Raw genomic sequence first — 18,554 nt, forward strand, 5'->3', positions numbered from 1 at the left:
CCCGGGCGCGTGAAAAATTTTATGTAAGATAACGTCTGGCTGTCGCCACCCGGAGAACTGCGCCAAGTATTCGTTCGTACACCCGCCCCATGCACGATCACATTGTCACGGTGGCCGCCACTTGTCTCTCCAACCCTGTACTCCGCCCAAACATGCACCTCCAGCAACGCCTCAAGCCAGGCCGCGGCGACCGTCGCGCTCTTTTGCTCCTTACCAGCCTGTTCTTTTCGTGCGGTCTCGCGCTCACCGTCACCGCTCAACAAATGGCTGCCGGAACCGACATCGAGGAAGATGTCGTCATGATGAACCCCTTCGAAGTCGGAGGGGAAAAAGATTACGGCTATCAGGCGACCACCACGCTGGCCGGCGGGCGCATCGAGACCGACCTCAAGGACACCCCCGCCGCCATCTCGATTCTCACCCGGGATTTCATGGACGATCTGGGACTGAACAGCCTGGAAGATTTCGCAGCCTGGTCGGTGAGCTCCGAGGCCGTCGATCCCGGCTCCAGCAACGGCTTCAGCGCCGGCTTCATGATTTCTACCCGCGGCTTCGGCAACAACGTGTTCGGCAGTCGGAATTATTTCCGCTCATATGCCGGCAGCGACAGCTACAACACCGAACGCCTCGAATTCTCCCGCGGCCCCAACGCCATGCTCTTCGGCGAGGCGAGTGTGGGCGGCGTCGCCACGACTTGGACCAAACAGGCCAAGCTGAACCGGAAAATCAGCGTGCTCTCGATGAAGGTGAACTCGTTCGGCTCCCTGCGCAGCACCCTGGACTATAATTACAGCCCAACCAGGAGATTTGCCATTCGTGTCAACGCCCTCTACGAAAACGCGGAAGACTGGCAGAACGAGCAAAATACGTGGCAGAAGAACTTTCACATCGCGACCTCGGTCGGCATCACCAAAAACACCCAGTTCCGCGCCGAGTTTGAGCATGCCGAAAGGGAGCGCTCCATCCCGATCGAACGATTCAGGGACTATGTGAGCTCGTGGAACGGCGACCCGTCCAGCACCGCCGGCACCGGCGTCATGTACTCCTCCGATGTCCTCGTGTGGAACGCCGCGCGCCCCGAGGACGGCCTTCTCAACTGGAACAGCTACACGAGAACCAACGGCACCGGCCTCTACATGAGCACCACTCCCAGGAGTGAAATCGCCCGCTTCCCCGTCGCTCCCTCCCGCGAGTTCAACGCCAACGCCCCTTCAAGCGTCGGCTATTGGAAAACCAACACCGCCTCGGTCTATCTGGACCAGAAAGTCGGGAAAAACCTGTTCCTTCAGGCCGCCTACAACTACACGAAACCGGAAAAGCGCATCGAGAACAATTCGGACAAGTGGAACGAGCTGTATATCGACACGAACCAGAGATTGCCGAACGCGGAGCTCAACCCGTATTATTTGACTCCCTACAGCGAGGTGACGATGTCGGACCAGCTTTCCTTCAACGAACTTCACGAATTCCGGGTGATGGCTGTGTGGAAATTCGAGCGGTCATGGACCCGGCAGGCGTTCACCGTCCTCGCCAGCCACCGCATCGACGATTACGAAAGCAACACCAGAAGGCTGGTTCCGACCGGCATCAAGTCCATGAGCGGTGCCGACGCCACGTATTATTCCTCCAACAGCACCGCCGACGCGATCAGAATCCGCCGCTACTGGACCGATCTCGGCCCGGACAGCAGGCCGGCCTCGATCACCAACGATTACGGCACCTGGCCCATCGGATTCCGCGAATATGCAACCAGTAAAAGCGAAACCATAACCGACGGCATCCAGATATCGAGTGTCAGCGCGTATTTTCACGGGCGGCTCTCGGTCATCGCGGGCTATAAATATGATCGCTATGAAAAAACGGATTGGGCGACCGATACCCGCGAAACGACGGCAAGCCCAAATGCCGGGGCCTCCGCAACTCTTTCCCGAAATTCCCCCCCGGTCATACACAAGCACTCGCCCTCCATCGGCGGTGTATATTGGCTCGGCTGGGGCCTCGGGCTGGCGGTCAATTATGCGAAAAACTTCAACCCGGCGCTCGGCGGAAATCCCGACATCCGGGGCTATTCCATGGCTCCCTCGACGGGAGAGGGCCTTGATGTCGGACTACGCTTTGACTTCAAAAAACAAAATCTGACCGGCTCCCTGAATTATTATGACAATGAAAACGATGGCGGCGCGAGCACTCCCGAGGAAAACTATAACGCCACAATGGGCAACGCCATCAATGCCATCTGGGTGCAGATGGGGCGCGACGAATCGGTCAGCACCAGCTTCCGGGAACGGGGGGCTACAAAAGGAAAGGGCTGGGAGCTTGAGATCGTTTATAATCCCACGAAAAACTGGCGCATGAGACTCGCGGGCAACCTGCCGCACAACGAGTCCATCAAGAAATGGGTTGTCGTGAAAGGCTATGTCGCGGAGCACAGGCCCGAGTGGGAGGCGTTCATCAACGACGAGACCCAGGACGCGCAGGCGCGCCACACGGCCGCCCTGAACCTGCAAAGTCTGGACAACCTGTTCGCCACCATCGGCGCCCCGGGCTCCCGCGCGACCAGCACCACTATCCAATGGAAGGCTAATTTTTTCACCTCCTATCGGTTCCCCTCGGGCCCCTTGAGAGGGTTCTCCATCAGCGGCGGCGCGAATTACACGGGAAAGCGCCTCATTGGGAGACGGTTGGAAGACCTGTCCAATATCTGGAACGAGGACATTCTTCTGTTTAACACCATGTTGAAATACGAGTTCAAACTCCTCAAGAAATCCGTCTCCGTCCAGTTGAACATCGACAACCTCCTGAATAACGATCAGCTCGATTTCCGCACCGCCGAGCTCTACAGCGGAACATGGTATTACGACCGTTATAACTACCTCACCCCGCGCAGGTTCACCCTTACAACCACGATAAGGTTCTAGTCAGGGCGATGCCCGGGCCTGTAAAAGCCAGCGCCTGCCGCTGGCTTTTTATTTGGTCGGTCCAGAGTCCTTGCAAACAAGGCAAATCGAAAATCCGAAGAAATGATTCCACCATATAGGCACATGACAGTGTTGCTCGTGGCAATCCTGCTTGCCCCGCCGACCGGGGCACGGGAGGAAATCCGGCTGGAATCACTCCCGGAGGAATGCGGGCCGGTCGAGATCGGCAACAGACTGGTTTATCGCTTCCTGCGGACGGAGCGGATGAAGCTGCCGTATCGCTATGCCGAGGTATGCACTTGGTCGGGCGCCTTGAAATTTGCTCATGCATCTGGAAACCAGGATTTTCTGGCAAAACTGGAGGAGCGTTTTGTCCCGGTTTTCTCGACCGACAAGGATGCCATCCCGCCCATCGGATTTTACCGGGATGATTTTAAACATTATGTTGATTTCAACGTATTCGGCGTCCTTCCCCTGACATTATACCAGATCACCAGAAACGATAACTACAAGGCTCTGGGACTTTCCTATGCGGACGCCCAGTGGACCTTGCCGGAAGGAGCCACGCCCGGACATAAAGCCTATCTGGAACAGGGCTTGACCTGGCAAACCCGCTTTTGGATCGATGATATGTATATGATAACCGCCCTGCAATCCGAAGCCTATAGGGCAACCGGCGACCGAAAATACGTGGAGCGAGCCGCCAAAGAAATGATTGCGTATCTGGATGCCCTGCAGCGTCCCGACGGTCTTTTTTATCATGCTCCCGACGCTCCGTTTTACTGGGCGCGGGGAAACGGCTGGGTGGCGGTGGGGATGACGGAACTGCTTCGCAACCTCCCCGCAGACAGTCCCTGCCGTCCACGCATCCTGGCTTCATATACAAAGATGATGGAATGCCTGAAGAAATATCAAAGGACGGACGGCTTGTGGGGGCAGTTGATCGACAAGGCGGACATATGGGTGGAAACGTCGGGCTCCGCTATGTTTGTCCATGCCATGATAACCGGCATCACGCACGGATGGCTCGACAAAAGCCGATATGAGGACGGCGCGGTGGAAGGCTGGATGGCGTTGATAAAACACCTTGATGCCGAAGGCAACATGACCGAAGTTTGCGTGGGAACCGGAAAGCGCAACGATGAACAATTCTACTACGATCGTCCTCGAAAAACCGGAGATTATCACGGCCAGGTGCCGATGCTGTGGTGCGCGTGTGCCTTGCTGGAATACGTAAACCGGTGACCGGATTGCAGGAAATCCTTTTTTATTTTAAACAACCAGTCCCAGTCATGATGAACCGTCGCGACTTCCTCACCCGCGCCGCCCTCGCCGCCGGGGCCGCCGCCCTGCCCTTGCGCGCCCTGGCCGAAAAATGCTGCTCCACCGCCAAGCCCGGACGCGCTCCCTGCATCCTTTTGCGCGGCTCGTGGCAGAGCGTGAACATCGGCGACATCGGCCACACCCCCGGCGCCATCCAGATGATCCAACGCTGGTTGCCCGAAGCCCGCTTCATCCTCTGGGCCGGCGGCACCGAGCATGGCGCGAAAGAAATGCTCCAGCGATCCTTCCCCGATCTGCGCATCGTCTCACCAGTGCGCGGTTCCGATGGCCGCCTGCGCCACGCCTCCACCATGCTCGACAAGGACGGCAACCCCGTCGCCCCTGGTCTCGCCGAAGCCTGGGAGGAGGCCGACATCATGATCCATGGCTCCGGCTCCGGCTTTGCCGCCCGCGCGCAACTCGCCGCGTTTCATCGCGCCACCGGCAAACCCTACGGCGTGTTAGGCACCAGCATCGATCCCATATCCGGCTTCGGCGGGGACTGCGATCCAGAGGGCGGCACGCTGGCCGATCTTCAGACCCGCATCGAAAAACTTCCGCGCACGCATCTCGACAAACAAACCCGCGATATCATCGACCGCGCCGCCTTCATGTTCACCCGAGAAACGATGTCGCGCGACTATCTGCGGTTCCAAGGCGCGCGCACGCCCATCCTCGAATTCGGCCCCGACACCCAATTCGGCATGACCCTGCGAGACGACGCGCGCGGCGATGCCTACCGCGAGTCCAACAACCTCCCCGACGGCCAGTTCCTCTGTGTCATTCCCCGCCTCCGCTACACGCCCTACTACGAAATCTACAACCGCCCGCGCAACGAAACCGACCGCCACCGCGACGCCATCAGCGACCGCTCCGTCGAGTCCGATCACGCCAAGCTCCGCGAAGTCATCACCCGCTATGTCCGAGCGACCGACAACCGCGTCATGACCTGCCCGGAAATGACCTACCAGGCCCCGCTCGCCAAGCGCGCCGTGATCGACCTCCTTCCCGACGACGTGAAAAAGAACGTCGTCTGGCGCTCCGACTACTGGCTTCCCGACGAGGCCGCCGCCATTTATGCAAAGGCGCAGGCCGTGGTCAGCTACGACTGCCACTCGCCCATAATCGCCATCACCCACGGCACCCCCGCCTTCTACGTGCGCCAGCCCACCGACACTTGCAAAGGCGAGATGTATCGCGACATCGGCGTGGCCGACTGGCTCTTTGAAATCGATGAAACCACCGGCGGCGAAATCTGGTCGCGCCTCGAAACCGTCCTGCGCGAACCGGCAAAGTCTCGCGCTTACGCCGCCGCCGCGATGAGCCGGGTCCACAAGGCCCAACGCCGCATGGTCGCCGCCCTCGAAGAAACCATCGCATGAACAAAATACTCTGCGGTACAACGGACACTCCTTCGCCCGCATCCATCCTGTACGTGATGGAAACCGTCGCCGACTGGCAACTCGCGCACCCATGCGGTTTCGATGTTTTCTCTCACCGCCCCGGCGACGAACACTGGGAGCTCATCCGGGTAAGCTGGGACGGCGTCATCCTCGGCCGCCGCCCCTGCCAAGTCCGCCCCGAACTCGCCGATGCGCCCATCGCGTGGCGCACACTCGCACGCCTTGAACGCGACGACGCTCCGTTCTGCGCGCTGCCCCCCGCCGCCCAATCCGCCTGGATCAGGGAAACCGGCCTGACCGCGGAGAATATCACTCGCATCCAGATGCTCGACGGCTCCACATGCGGCTGGGAAATGGGCGTGCTCTATCACGGTCTGCTTGCGCTAGACCGTGTCTCGAAAAACTCGGTCTATCGCTCCGCCCTGCGCCTCATCGGGCATGCCAATGAATGGTGCCTCGGCGCGCGCCTTTATCAAGCCGACGATCATGTCGCCGGCTACATGTATCTCGACCTCTACGAAGAACGCGTGGCGTCGGACGAGCGCGATTTTCCCATCCTCGCCGACGTGCAGGCCAAGTTCGACTGGGTGATGTGCCACCCCGCCCCGCAGCCCATGACCATCAAGGCCGGGCAGCGGCGCTGGACTTGGTGCGACGCGCTCTTCATGTCGCCGCCCGTTTGGGCTCGTCTCGCCCGCGTTACCGGTGACCGCGCCTACCTCGATTTTATGGACACCGAATGGTGGGAAGTGACGCGCCACCTCCACTCGCCCGCCGACAGGCTTTTTTTCCGCGATGCCACCTTTTTCGACCGCCGCGAATCCAATGGGACGAAAGTCTTCTGGAGTCGCGGCAACGGCTGGGTGCTCGCCGCGCTCGCCCGCGTGCTCGACGAGATGCCCGTCGATTACGCATCACGCCCGCGTTACCTCGAACTCTTCCGCGACCTCTCTGCGCGCATCATCGAACTCCTCCCCGCCGACGCGCTCTGGCGCACCAGTCTGCTCGATCCCGGTGCCTATCCCTCCCCCGAAGTGAGCGGCTCGGCGCTCTTCTGTTACGCGCTGGCCTGGGGCGTCAACCACGGCCACCTTGACCGCGCTCGCCACGCGCCGCTCATCCTGCAAATCTGGTCCGCGCTCAAGAATTGCGTACAACCCGACGGCCACCTCGGCTATATCCAGCAACCCGCGGCCTCCCCCGGCGGCGCAGGCCCGGAATCCACCGCTCCCTATGGCGTCGGCGCATTCCTCCTCGCCGGCACCGAGGTGCATAAACTACTCCTTGGCACGGCTGCCAAATAATCACACGCCGGCAAGGAGAGCCGCTCTGCCTGACTTATCGCCCGCTATCGTGCACGCTGTTCATGTGCGAATCTCCATCTGCCGGACACACGATGACATGGCGTTTTCCATATACACTTACTCCGCACGAATGTCCCGTGCGCAATGGATCCGAAACAAAAACACCCGGGACTGATGCGAGCACGATGCACGGTTGCTCCGCCGCAAGAATCCGTCCGCCGGATTCGTTGATTTCGCCGGCTTCATAAAACGCCGCCATCAGCGTGCCATCGGCGAAACGCACGGCCGGCCTGGCAGACGGTGTCATTGCGGAGAACGCGCCATGCCAGATTCGCCACGAGAGCATCGGCAGCATCCGGAGCAGCGCAAGCGCGGATGGCAAAGCCGGTGGCGGTGCCTTTGGGGGCGGGTCCGTGTTCCAACACGGGCAGAAAAACGGAATCGGAGACTGGCGAGGCGGAGCGGTTTTCGTTGATGGATTTCCATGAACCGGTGACGCGGCCTGTCGTGAGCGTGAGCGACTCGTCGCGATTGAGCGGAATATAAACCAGGCCCGCGTGATGCAGCCAGCGCGCGTCGCGGAGTTCGTGGCGCCCTGGCAGGGCGGCAATGTATCCGCCGCATCAGCGAAAACCACGTCGCCGCGCAGCCGGCTTTGGTCGAGCGCGGTGCTTGTTTCCACTAAAGGCGAAAATGGAAATAATAGGCATTGTTGTTTCCATCGATCACAGACAACACCAATTTTGTCACGATTCGTGTGAAATGACGACATGGAGCGAGTCGAATAAGCCGAATTGAATGAGACATTGGCAACTTTCTCATTTTCGCTCCGAGTGATGGGGTCGCTTCAGCATGTCATCGGTGCTCCCGCTTAAATCCTTTGGTTCAACTTCTGATTCTTTATCGTACCAATCCGGCTGGTGAAAAAGGGATGTGTTTGGATCCCGTGGATTCGTCCATCAGTCTCACAGCCTTGCTTCGCGCCGGCCACCGAGGCAGGCAAGCAGTTTACCAATGCGATCCAATCGCCCTTGCGCCGAAAGGCTGGCGAAGTCGTATTTCATGAGCGGACCCAGCACGTCGGATGTGCTGGGTCGTAACGAATGACCGCCGTGGCGATCAGCGCGCCGATGTACCGAGGGCATTCTGCTTCCGATATATATCCAGGTCAAGGCCGCCAAGACTACTTTGGAGCAAGCACGCAAAGACTTGAAAGTTGCGAAGGAAGCTCGGAAGGCCACGAAGTCGAAAAAGCCGGGCGCAAAAACAAACCGGAGCAGAGAAGGACAAATCCAAGCACTGAACGGGGGCATGCCTGCTGCGTCCGTTGGGTGGACTACCGGGGAATTGCGACAATCGCGTGACAAAGAGAATTTCGGGCATCCGATTGCCGGCATTGGGTATAAAATAAGAGGTCTCATATCCCCATGACATCCTCTTCACTTTTTGCAAACGACCTCACGAACAGCCAAGACAACGTTCTGTCATCCCCGGATACGGAGGGACGTGCCACCGAAAGCAACCCATATGACACCTGGTCGGACCAAAACCGGCCGGCATCTTTTGAAAGCCTGCCCGGCTGCTTCATCACGAGCGCGGGAGAAATCCAGACACCTGTTGCCTTGTATGAGGAGGAAACGCCGACTCCAGACGGTGCCATGCTGCCCGGCTTCCGACGGCTTTCGCATACGGCGGCAGTCGATCTTGTGAGGGAAACCATGCGCAAGTCCGGCCAGATGCTCATTCGGTCGCCCGATGGTCAGGCTTGCCTCTGGTTTTCCGGTATCGGTGATCCGGAACGCCTTTTCGTGGAGGTGCAGCCGCGAGCCGCCGAACCGTTCGACGTGATCAACGGAGGCGTATGCCGGTTCGAGAGTGCCGCGCGATTGGTACAATGCATCTATGATGGGGCATCCGCCCCTGAACTCGAGTCTTGCCTTCGGCGTGAGACTTGTCTGCCGAATGCCGCGTTGGTCTGCAGCGCCGCCTCGGCCAGTCTCAATGCGTTGAAATGACGACCCTGCGCTGGCGGCTGTTTTCCTGCGCCGCGGTCTTCAGCCATGCCGCTGGGAATCCCACGCTCAAACTCGTCGTCGCTTCCGACAAACGCCGCCGCTGGTGGCGCGTTCTCCTGCACCAACTTATCGCCACGAATGACTTTATGCAGTTGCCCTCCTGACGGCCAGAGCCAGACCTATCGCCTCATCCCGATGGCGCGCCGGTGCGCGCGCTGCTGATGGACCGCGAGTTTGGCGGCAAACGATGGCTTTGCTGGCTGGAGCGGCACGGCCTCGGCTACGTGGTGCGGGTCAAGTCGGACCATTGGATCGGACCGCACAAGGCCGACTGGCTGGGCCGGCGGGGCCGGTGGCGCCGCCGCCACCGCGAGCGCTTCGCGGTGTACGGGCAACCAGTCTCACTTTGGCTGCGGCTGCCGCGCTGTGCTCTGCTCGCAGATGGCCATAAGTCTGCATGGCCAGAACGCCTCCATCCGCATGTCCAAGCCACCGGCTAACGGTCGGAATATCCACGCCCGACTCAATACATAATGTCGCGAAAAAATGCCTCAGCGAATGATGGGTGAGTCGCTCGGCACCGACCTTTCGGCATGCCGTCTCCAAGGCCTGCCTGCATTGTTTGATCGTGAAGACTTTTCCCTTGAGTTTTCTCCCCACCTCTTCACGACGCTTGCGCATCCGCTGGAGTAGGTCGCGCAACGCCGCGATCTTTGGCACTTCCCGATCCGCGGAAGCCACGCTTTTGGTGCCGCGCAGAATGACCGAATGCCTCATGTCGTCCTCCCAGACGAAAGCGGCAGCTTCGCGTTGTCGGGCACCGCTGTAAGCGAGAAACTCCGCAAAGTCCGCCGATTCTTGGGCTCGATCCCTCAGGTATTCGCGAAATTCCGGCCGATCATCCGGCGGCGTGTAGTCGATCACGCGCATCTGCGCGAAAACCTCCTGCATTTTGTCCGATGGCGGCAGATGAATCTTTCGCCGCCTCTCCGCCTTGCGGATCGGTCCGCCCACGGCGGGATCGAGATCGAACGGCAGAAACCCCACCGCGCCAGTGGCGACGCCCACGCGCAGCACGTGGTGCAGCAATTCTATCGTCTTATTGACGGTAACCGCTCCGTAGCCTTTGCGCTGGCCAGGAACGTTGTGTTTACGGAACACGGCCTCGGCATGGAGATAATTGGCGAAACGCCGAACTTTGTCCTCCGTCATTTGGGATGGGGTTAGGCGGTCAATCGCCGAACCGAAGCATTTTCCCCAATTGGTTCTCAGCCGGTCGATGTTGTTTCTCAGGCCAGTCTTCGCGCTTTGGGAAAACGAAGTGTTGGCCAGATAGTCGGCGCGATGTTTCTCCAGCAAATCGCCCATCAGTCCTCGGCCCTCCAGCAAACGGACACTCTTCTGGCGCTGCCGCTCTGCCTGCGCGAGTTTGTCGTGATGGCGTAGCTTCGCGATGCTCCACACGCGCGTCTTCAGCGACTTCATCGTGCGCTTCCCACCCACTTGAATGCGCGAGTAGTAGCGCCCCGTGACGGTGTGCTTGAGCATTCCGGGGACACCCGTGGAGGTGTCCCACACATGACTGGAGGACATAGGCGGCATAGGCTTTATTGGTAGTATAAACGTGTGGTATAAATTTTCAATTTCCACTCTAGGTTAGGATTCCCATGAAGTAGATTTTCATATGGGCGATATCCAAGCGCGGCGGGGCGCGCAGGCGACATCGAAATATTTCGCGGTTGGCATGGTGCGGAGTCGTCGCACGATGGGACGACACACACATGCGCGTCATCGTCACATCGCACGGCTCCACCGGGGACATTTATCCTGTAATTGCGCTTGCGGTGGCGTTGCGCAACGCGGGGCACGACACGGTGTTTGCGACGCTGCCCGTTTATCGCGAGGAAATCGAGCGCGCGGGCGTGGCGTTTTATCCGCTCTGCGCGGACAGCCACGAAATCACCATCCAGGCATGGATGGGGCGGTTGCAGAAGCTGCATTCGCCCATCTCGCAACTGCGCGAGGTGTTCATGTGCGCGCTGCCGCTGCTGCCGGATTTGATCCAGCGCACAGACGGGGTGCTGAAGGGCGCGGATTTGCTCGTGTCGTCGTATTTGTTTCCAATGAACAAGGGTCTGGCGGACCGGCATGGCGTGCCGTTTGCCACGCTGTCGTTCGCGCACCAGGCGGTGCCGTCGCCGGATTATCCGCCGGAGAACATCATCTCGCCGCGCTGGCTGCCGAGCGGGATGCGGCGCGTGTGGAACGCGTTCCTGTGGCGCGCGGCCAACCGCATCGTCGACCGCGTGATCAATCGCGCCGTCCGCCGTCCGTTGCGCGACGCAGGGCTGCCGCTGGTGCGCAACTTTTTTTCCGCGCCGGCGGAGCGCGTGATTGTCGCCGTATCCGAAAAATTAATGCGTCCGCGCGCCGCCATCGAATCGCGTTTTCGTTTCACCGGTTATTGCCGCTGGCAGGCGCCGGAGGATGCGCGGCTGGAGGAGGAGCTGACGATGTTCTCGGGCGGGGAAAAGATGCCCGTGCTCACGTTTGGCAGCATGGTGTATCCCGACGCTGACGCGTGGATGCGGCGGCTGGCGGCGGCGTGGCCGCGCGGCAGGAAACTCGTGGTGCAGCGCGGCTGGGCGGGGTTCGAGGCGCCGGCGGGGCGCGACGAGATCAAGGTCGTCGGCAGCGTGTCGCACGACCAGCTTTTCCGGCATGCGTCGGCGGTCATCCACCACGGCGGCGCGGGGACGACGGCGAGCGCGCTCCACGCCGGCGTGCCCCAACTCGTGGCGCCGCACATCGGCGACCAGTTTTTCTTTGGCAGGGAGGTGGAGCGGCTCGGCTGCGGCTTCCGCATCGCGAAAAAATGCTGGCCCGAAAAACTGGCCGCCGCGCTCGCCCGGCTGGACGCCTCTCCGGAGTTCGCCGCCAGCGCCCTGCGGGCGCGCGCCACGCTCGCATCGGAAAACGGCCCGACGCAGGCGGTGGAAGAACTGGAGCGTTTTGTGGCGGAGACGAAGGCGGGCCGCGCGGCGGCCTGTGTTAGTTGAAGTTCAAGTTTAAGTTGAGGAAAACGAGGCGGTCGGGGCGCAGGTGCGGGTTTGAACTTAAACTTAAACCGGTCGCGCAGCGGCCCTCGACATTTGGCCCCGGGATCGTTTTCATTTGCCCCTTACACGCATGAACACCTTCTACATCACGACCGCCATCGACTATGTGAACGGTTCGCCGCACCTCGGGCACGCCTACGAGAAAGTGCTGACGGACGTCATTGCCCGTTTCCGGCGGCTCATGGGCGATCGGGTGTTTTTTCTCACCGGCGTGGACGAGCACGGCCAGAAAGTCCAGCAGACCGCCCGCGCCCGCGGCATCCCCCCGCAGCAGTTTTGCGACGAGATTTCGCAGGAATTCCGGGACATGTGCGCGAAGCTCGACATCTCCAACGACGACTTCATCCGCACCACCGAGCCGCGCCATAAAAAAGTCGTCCGCGACCTGCTCCAGCAACTCTTCGACCAGGGCGAAATCTACAAGGCCGAATACAAGGGTTTTTACTCCACGCGCCAGGAGCAGTTTTTGCAGGAAAAAGACCGCAACCCCGACGGCACCTGGCCCGAGATTTTCGGCGAGGTCACCGAAATCACCGAGAGCAATTATTTCTTCAAGCTTCGGCAGTATCAGGACTGGCTCATCGAGCACCTGAAGAAAAACGAGGACTTCGTCTTCCCTCGCTACCGCCAGAAACAAGTCCTCGAATTTCTCAGCGAGCCGCTCAACGACCTCTGCATCTCGCGCCCGAAGGAGCGCCTCGAATGGGGCATCCCGCTGCCCTTCGACGAGGAATTTGTCACCTACGTCTGGTTCGACGCGCTCGTCAACTATTACACCGCCGTCGTGGACAAGCCCGGATTCTGGCCCGCCAACTTCCACGTCATCGGCAAGGACATCCTCGTGCCGCCGCACGCCGTTTACTGGCCCATCATGCTCAAGGCCGCCGGCATCGAGCCCCCGCGCTCGCTCCTCGCGCACGGCTGGTGGTCGATCAACGGCAGCAAGATGTCCAAGAGCACCGGCAACTTCGTCGAGCCCATCGCCTTCGCCGAGCAATACGGCGTGGACGCGCTCCGCTATTTCCTCATCCGCGAAATGAGCGTCGGCCAGGACAGCGACTTCTCGCTCCAGCAGTTCCTCGCCCGCTACAACGCCGAGCTCGCCAACAACCTGGGCAACCTCGTCAACCGCACGCTCAACATGACCAACCGCTTCGCCGCCGGCGTCATTCCCGCCGCGGAAGCCCCCGGCGAGGCCGAACGCGAATTACAAACCGCGTGGGAGAAAACCCGCGACGAGGTCGTCTCGCTCAACGAAGGCTTCCAGTTCCACATCGCGCTCGAGCGCACCTTTGCCTTCATCACCGCGACCAACGGCTACATCGAAAAACGCGCCCCCTGGAAACTCGGCAAGTCGGCCGCCCCCGCCGACCAGGCGCTCCTGCGCACTTCGCTGGCCACGATGGCCGAGGCGCTCCGCCTCGCCAATGCCCTCCTTGTTGCCGTCATGCCCGGCACCTCCGGCAAAATCAACGCCGTCCTCGGCCACCGGCCCGCCGCGGTCTGGCGCGATGAACTCGTCTGGGGCGCGCGCCTCACCGGAAACAAAGTCGCCGAAACCGCCATCCTCTTCCCGCGCCCGCAGACGACGAAGTGAGGCGCTGCGGATCAAACCATGCTCGTCCGAAAAGACACTGCTGCCGGCGAACGGGAACGGACGGCGGCTGTTGCAAAAAATGCAACAGTTCTCCCTGACGAGCCGGTCTGAAAAGCATTTTCCGCCGGCGCCCATGCTTCACCTTCCCGTCGATCCCGCCGCCCCCGCCAACGCCAATCCCGCCGCGCTGCGCGACTTCCTCGCGCAATGCCAGGCGCTCGCGGCCGCCGTCGGGCGGTCCCGGCTCGTCAGCATCACGCTCGAAGTCCCCGCGCTCGACCCGCTCGCCGTGCTCGAATCCATCTTCGAGTCCGGCGAGCGCCATTTCTACGCCGAGCGCCCTGCGGAGAATTTCGCCATCGCCGGAGCCGAGGCCGTGCTCTCCTTTTCCGCGAGCGGCGAGACCCGTTTTGCCGACAGCCGGCGCTTCATCGACGAAACGCTCGCCGACGCCATCGGCGTCGGCGACCAAGCGGCGGCCTTCTCCGGCCCGCATTTCTTCACTGCGTATTCATTTTTTAATGACACCGAACCCGGCGAGCCTTTCGAATCCGCCGGCATCTTCATTCCCCGCTGGCAGGTCGCCCGTGTTGGCGACCGCACCACCGCCGTTGCCAACTTCCTCGTTGCTCCCGACTCTCCCCTCGACGCGCTCGTCGAAAAAGTCTGGCGCGCGCATCAGAAATTCACGCGTTTCGAATACAACGTGGCCGGATCGGGTGGCGGCTCGAGTGGCGGGTTGTGTGGCACGGGCGACTCGCCCGTGCCACACGACCCGCATGGGCGGGACGCCCATGCCACTCAATCCGCCCATGCCGCGCCCGGCGAACTGCAAACCCGCGAACGGGCAGCCCTCGCCTCTGCCTCATCCACCTACCGCGCCGCCGTTACCCGCGCGCTCGAACTCATCGCCGACGGGGATTTCCAGAAAATAGTGCTTGCGCGCGCCAAGGACATCCGCGCCGCCGAGGCGCTGCACCCGCTGCGCGTGCTCAACGGGCTCCGCCAGCGTTTCGGGGACTGCTACAGCTTCTCCCTCGCCAACGGCCGCGGCCAGAGCTTCATCGGCGCGAGTCCCGAACGGCTCCTGCGCGTGCGTGACGGACGCCTCCTCACCGAGGCGCTTGCCGGCTCCGCCCGGCGCGGCGCGACCGCAAGCGAGGACGCCGCGCTCGGCGGCGAACTGTTGCGCAACGAAAAAGACCTGCGCGAGCATCGCCACGTGCTCGACTCCATCGTCCGCCGGCTCGCGCCGCTGGGCCTGCAACTCAGTTTTTCCGAAAAGCCCGGACTTCGCCGGCTCGCCAACGTCCAGCATCTGCACACGCCCGTCGAAGCCGCGCTTCCGCCAACCGTGCGCCTTCTCGACGCGCTTGCCCGCCTGCATCCCACGCCCGCGGTCGGCGGCACGCCGCGCGAAGCCGCGATCGCGCGCATCCGCGAACTGGAGGATTTCCCGCGCGGTCTCTACGCCGGGGCCATCGGCTGGATTGACTCGCGGGGCGGCGGCGAGTTTTTCGTCGGCCTGCGCACCGCGCTTCTCGAGGGCGACCGCGCCCGCCTCTACGCCGGCGCCGGCATCGTGGCCGGCTCCTCGCCCGAAAAAGAACTCGCCGAGACCGAGCTGAAATTCCAAGCCATGCAGACCGCGTTGCTGGGAGAAACTTAATTCGCCCCCAAAAGTCCCGGCGTGGCGCAGCCGCAACAAAACAAGGTTCAAACGAAGGTTCCTTGCTGTTTTGAATGGGAGCGACCGTGGCGGGTGAGGCACAGGAGCGCGGGCATTCTTGCCCGCGAAACATGGCATGGACGAGACACTCATGCCATCCGAGCCATCGGGAAAATTGTCAGTTTCCCCTCCCGCGACTGTTTTTTCGGCGCGGCATTTTCACCAGAGACGCCGGCAGCCGAAATTCAGACTCCAGGGGCGCTCGTAACGGGCAGCCTTGCTGTATTCATAATCGAAATACAACTGGCTTCTCCCGCTTACGCGATACGTCGCGCCCACCCCGGCTTCCGCCCGCCAGCCGTCGTAGTCCGGAACGAACGCCTCTCCGGCGAGGCGAACCGCCCCGCCGGCGGTGTCGGTCTTCACCACGCCGAATTTGCCGTAGGGAATCCACTTCGAGTCCGCGATGCGCCGCCCGAAACGCACCAGCGCGCGGTATTGCGCCGCGCGGGCGCAGGCCGCCTTCACCTCGAAGGTCGCGTGGCCGGAACCGGAGCGGTAGGTCGCGCCGCGCAGCCACGCCACGGCGGCTTGCGCGGTGGGTTCGACCCACCAGCCATCCGCGCGTTCGAGGCGGCGGCCCGCTTCCAGGGACACGCCTTGAGCATCGCTGCTGTAGCCGCCCTGCACGCGGCCTCCATCGGCGGTGAGGGTGTCGAAGCGGTGTTTGTAGCGGTCGGCTTTCAGCACGAGGTCGGCGTGCCAGCCCGCGTCGTGCAGCCAAGTGCCGTAGAGTCCGGCGGTCAGGCCGTTGGTGTGGCCGGTGCCGCCCGCCCGGGAGAAGTCCCGCTCGATGCGGCCCAGATCCACAAAGCCGCCGAGGAGCGTGGTGCTCCCGTCGTGGCGGAAGGCTTTGTCGCCGCCAGTGGTCAGGCCGTAAACGTATTCGTCAAAGGCGCGTCCGGTGAGGCGGTTGTCCGCATTCAGCCGGTAACCACGGGCGCGCATCCAGATGTTGCCGGCGGGTTGCGGGGAGCGGGCGTCCGCGCCGCGATGTAGGGCGCGACCTTGCGTCGCGCCGCCCATGGCGGACGGATTCACGTATTCGCGGCCTGACGCAAGGTCAGGCCCTACGGCGGCGGGCAGCAGTTCGGCGCGCACATCTCCCATGCGCAGGTAGAGCGCGTCGAGCGAGTAGTGCCAGTCGCGGCCCAGCATTGCGGCGGTGCCAATGATGGCGTCGGCGGTGGCGGAGAGGCCGGCGCGGTATAAATACCAGTTGGTCGCGGGCAGGCCGGTGATGCCGTCCGCGTCGAATTGCGCGCCGTTTTGCACGCTGTAGTCGTAGAGGCCGATGGTGGTCGTGCCGGAGAAAGCGGCCGTGCCGGCGGCGGTTTGCACCAACAGCAACGGAGGCTCGCCGCCCGTGGGCCTCGCGCCGGTGTCATTGATGATAATGCGGTGCGCGCCGCCGGCGGTGCCTCCGACAGTGAGCTGGTCGCCGGTATTGGCGGCGATGTCGGTGTTCATCACAAACGTGCCGCTGCCGGTCAAGTCGGCCACGATGTCCAGGGTGCGGAAGGCGCCGCCTTGGGCAAAGCGCACCGTGCTGTTGCCAAGCGTCAGGCGGGTCACCGCCGAGTCGGAGGTCATCGTCCAGTCGGTCGCGTCTAGCGTGACGTTGGCCACGTCGGCGGCGCGGTCGCCCAGCGTCATCGCACCAGTCAAATGCAGGCTGCTGCCGCTGAAGTTGACCGTGCCGTGGTTGTAAACACGGATGATGTTGCCGCCGTTGACGGTCGCCACGCGGTCGAGGGCGGCATCCAGCGCCGTGTTGAAATTTCCGCCGTTCAGGGCGCCGTCCACATTCACCAAATCCCGGCCCGCGCCGAGCGAGCCGCCGCGGACCGTGACCGTCGAATGGTCGTCCGGCGTGGTGGAACCCGTGGTGCGGGCATAAATGCCGTGGGATTGCGCGGAGGAAAGCACGGCGTCGGTGGCGATGACGTTGCCGTTGTCCAGCACCTCGAAAACCGCGGCGTCCGCGCCCCCGGTGGCAATGACGCCCCGGACGATCTCGACGGTGACGCCGGCATCCTTGACCCAGGCCCCGGCGGAATTCCGCCCGGTGGTGACAATCTCCGTGTCGGTGCTGACAATCCGCGTCGCAAACGTGCCGGCAAAATCCTGGTTGCCGTAAAGGTAGGTGCTGTTGCGCCGGGCATACAGGCCGTAATTCGCGCTGCCGGAGGCCGCGATGCGGCAGGCGTCCAGCGTCAACTCCGCGTAGCCGGCGACGTATCCGCCCGCCACCCCGTCGCCATGCAGCGTGAACGTGATGCCGCGCATGTGCGCTTCCGTGAACAAGCCGGGATTGGCGGAAGTGTTAAACGCGCTGACCACGGCCACGCCATGCGACGCGCCGCCAAAGGTCTCCACCGTGCCGCCGTCCGCCTCCAGGTAACCGCCGTATTCCGACTGGTAGCCGCAATTCATCGCGTCGGCGCGGGTGTTCAGGCCGTGAATGGTCAGGTTTCTGGCATAGACGTAACCCCGGAGATTGGTCTGGTTGCCAAAAGCCGTCACGCCCTTGCCCCAATAACCGTGGATGGTAATGTCACTGTCGGCGAGGTGCAGGGTGCCGCCGTTTCCGCCCAGCGCGCCGGTGCCGTTCGCGGAGCTGGAGGCAGAGGTGACAATGACCAGATTGCCCAGCCACGCCACGCTGCCCTCGTCCTGCACCCGGATGCCGTAATTGTTTCCGGTGGTCTTCTGGTTGTCGATGGTGCCGCTGCCGGCTGTCAGTTCGCCGCCATGCGCCACCATCAGGCCGTTGCTGCGCGCGGCGGTGGTCGCCCCTGCCGGTTTGTCCTTCACCACCACGTCAATCGTATCCAGGACCAGCTTCGTGCCGGTGCCGGTCACCTTGAGACCATAAGTCGCGTTCTCCGCGTTGCCGCCGCCGTTCACCGTGGCGGTCACGGCCAGCGAGGGCAAATGCGTCGTTCCCGAGTTGAACAAATAGGAGCCGTTTGCATCCGGCGACGCCTGTGCCTGCAAAAACGATGGCAAGAGCAGGCAGACGGGAAAAACGGCCCGAACAAGCCGCCGGGTCTTTTTTGGTTTTATTGGATTTTGCATGGTGGATGAGCGATTCGAAAAAAGACTGTTGTCGCCCGGGGTGCCGGGCGGAACGGCAGTGAAAC

The 18,554-nt window shown here is 62.1% G+C and carries 12 protein-coding genes; 9 read left to right on the top strand and 3 right to left on the bottom strand.

The window, feature by feature from the left end:
• Nucleotides 1-89: 89 nt before the first annotated feature.
• The 4 genes from OH491_RS27055 (at nt 90) to OH491_RS27070 (ending at nt 6,948) form a co-directional block, all read left to right on the top strand.
• Nucleotides 90-2,918: a TonB-dependent siderophore receptor gene (locus OH491_RS27055; protein ID WP_068772776.1), complete on the top strand. Its 2,829-nt coding sequence runs from the start codon at nt 90-92 to the stop codon at nt 2,916-2,918.
• Between the two features lie 123 nt (nt 2,919-3,041).
• On the top strand, nt 3,042-4,163 hold the full coding sequence (locus tag OH491_RS27060) for a glycoside hydrolase family 88 protein (protein ID WP_145929076.1): 1,122 nt from the start codon (nt 3,042-3,044) through the stop codon (nt 4,161-4,163).
• Nucleotides 4,164-4,210: 47 nt separating this feature from the next.
• Nucleotides 4,211-5,623 (top strand): polysaccharide pyruvyl transferase family protein, encoded by a 1,413-nt coding sequence (locus OH491_RS27065; protein ID WP_084442650.1) that lies wholly within the window; start codon nt 4,211-4,213, stop codon nt 5,621-5,623.
• On the top strand, nt 5,620-6,948 hold the full coding sequence (locus OH491_RS27070; RefSeq protein WP_084442649.1) for a glycoside hydrolase family 88/105 protein: 1,329 nt from the start codon (nt 5,620-5,622) through the stop codon (nt 6,946-6,948). The genes OH491_RS27065 and OH491_RS27070 overlap by 4 nt, the downstream gene beginning before the upstream one ends.
• Nucleotides 6,949-7,190: 242 nt before the next feature.
• Here OH491_RS27070 and OH491_RS28375 read toward each other — a convergent pair whose 3' ends face one another.
• Nucleotides 7,191-7,559 carry a polysaccharide lyase family 8 super-sandwich domain-containing protein gene (locus OH491_RS28375; RefSeq protein ID WP_084442648.1) on the bottom strand — a complete coding sequence of 123 codons (369 nt, stop codon included), beginning with the start codon at nt 7,557-7,559 and terminating at the stop codon, nt 7,191-7,193.
• Between the two features lie 816 nt (nt 7,560-8,375).
• Between OH491_RS28375 and OH491_RS27075 the strand changes: the two genes are divergently transcribed.
• Both OH491_RS27075 and OH491_RS27080 read left to right on the top strand, forming a co-directional pair.
• A complete protein-coding gene (locus OH491_RS27075) occupies nt 8,376-8,963 on the top strand; it encodes a hypothetical protein (RefSeq protein WP_068772773.1) in 588 nt (195 codons plus the stop codon).
• Nucleotides 8,960-9,127, top strand: a complete 168-nt coding sequence (locus OH491_RS27080; protein ID WP_334319684.1) for a hypothetical protein — start codon at nt 8,960-8,962, stop codon at nt 9,125-9,127. The genes OH491_RS27075 and OH491_RS27080 overlap by 4 nt, the downstream gene beginning before the upstream one ends.
• Before the next feature lie 130 nt (nt 9,128-9,257).
• Here OH491_RS27080 and OH491_RS27085 read toward each other — a convergent pair whose 3' ends face one another.
• Nucleotides 9,258-10,511 (bottom strand): tyrosine-type recombinase/integrase, encoded by a 1,254-nt coding sequence (locus OH491_RS27085; protein ID WP_334319683.1) that lies wholly within the window; start codon nt 10,509-10,511, stop codon nt 9,258-9,260.
• 233 nt (nt 10,512-10,744) lie between these two features.
• Between OH491_RS27085 and OH491_RS27090 the strand changes: the two genes are divergently transcribed.
• From OH491_RS27090 to OH491_RS27100, 3 genes are all read left to right on the top strand, one after another.
• The gene (locus tag OH491_RS27090) at nt 10,745-12,022 is read left to right on the top strand and encodes a glycosyltransferase (RefSeq protein ID WP_068772771.1); all 1,278 of its coding nucleotides are present in this window, start codon (nt 10,745-10,747) and stop codon (nt 12,020-12,022) included.
• A 130-nt stretch (nt 12,023-12,152) separates the two neighbouring features.
• Nucleotides 12,153-13,679, top strand: coding sequence for a methionine--tRNA ligase (gene metG, locus OH491_RS27095; protein WP_068772770.1), 1,527 nt, complete (start codon nt 12,153-12,155; stop codon nt 13,677-13,679).
• 133 nt (nt 13,680-13,812) lie between these two features.
• Entirely contained in the window at nt 13,813-15,348 is a 1,536-nt protein-coding gene (locus OH491_RS27100) for an isochorismate synthase (RefSeq protein ID WP_068772769.1), read from the top strand.
• A 219-nt stretch (nt 15,349-15,567) separates the two neighbouring features.
• On the opposite strand, the gene OH491_RS27105 is transcribed toward OH491_RS27100, so the two are convergent.
• Entirely contained in the window at nt 15,568-18,420 is a 2,853-nt protein-coding gene (locus OH491_RS27105; RefSeq protein ID WP_334319682.1) for an autotransporter outer membrane beta-barrel domain-containing protein, read from the bottom strand.
• Between the last annotated feature and the right edge of the window lie 134 nt (nt 18,421-18,554).

This window comes from Termitidicoccus mucosus, assembly GCF_038725785.1.
GTDB lineage: Bacteria > Verrucomicrobiota > Verrucomicrobiia > Opitutales > Opitutaceae > Termitidicoccus > Termitidicoccus mucosus.

Excerpts from the sequence above, each read along its gene's own strand:
- OH491_RS27055 (WP_068772776.1), top strand. The coding sequence starts at position 90 with ATGCACGATCACATTGTCACGGTGGCCGCCACTTGTCTCTCCAACCCT.
- OH491_RS27065 (WP_084442650.1), top strand. The coding sequence starts at position 4,211 with ATGATGAACCGTCGCGACTTCCTCACCCGCGCCGCCCTCGCCGCCGGG.
- OH491_RS27100 (WP_068772769.1), top strand. The coding sequence starts at position 13,813 with ATGCTTCACCTTCCCGTCGATCCCGCCGCCCCCGCCAACGCCAATCCC.
- OH491_RS27060 (WP_145929076.1), top strand. The coding sequence starts at position 3,042 with ATGACAGTGTTGCTCGTGGCAATCCTGCTTGCCCCGCCGACCGGGGCA.
- metG (WP_068772770.1), top strand. The coding sequence starts at position 12,153 with ATGAACACCTTCTACATCACGACCGCCATCGACTATGTGAACGGTTCG.
- OH491_RS27075 (WP_068772773.1), top strand. The coding sequence starts at position 8,376 with ATGACATCCTCTTCACTTTTTGCAAACGACCTCACGAACAGCCAAGAC.
- OH491_RS27085 (WP_334319683.1), bottom strand. The coding sequence starts at position 10,511 with ATGCTCAAGCACACCGTCACGGGGCGCTACTACTCGCGCATTCAAGTG.
- OH491_RS27090 (WP_068772771.1), top strand. The coding sequence starts at position 10,745 with ATGCGCGTCATCGTCACATCGCACGGCTCCACCGGGGACATTTATCCT.
- OH491_RS27070 (WP_084442649.1), top strand. The coding sequence starts at position 5,620 with ATGAACAAAATACTCTGCGGTACAACGGACACTCCTTCGCCCGCATCC.
- OH491_RS27080 (WP_334319684.1), top strand. The coding sequence starts at position 8,960 with ATGACGACCCTGCGCTGGCGGCTGTTTTCCTGCGCCGCGGTCTTCAGC.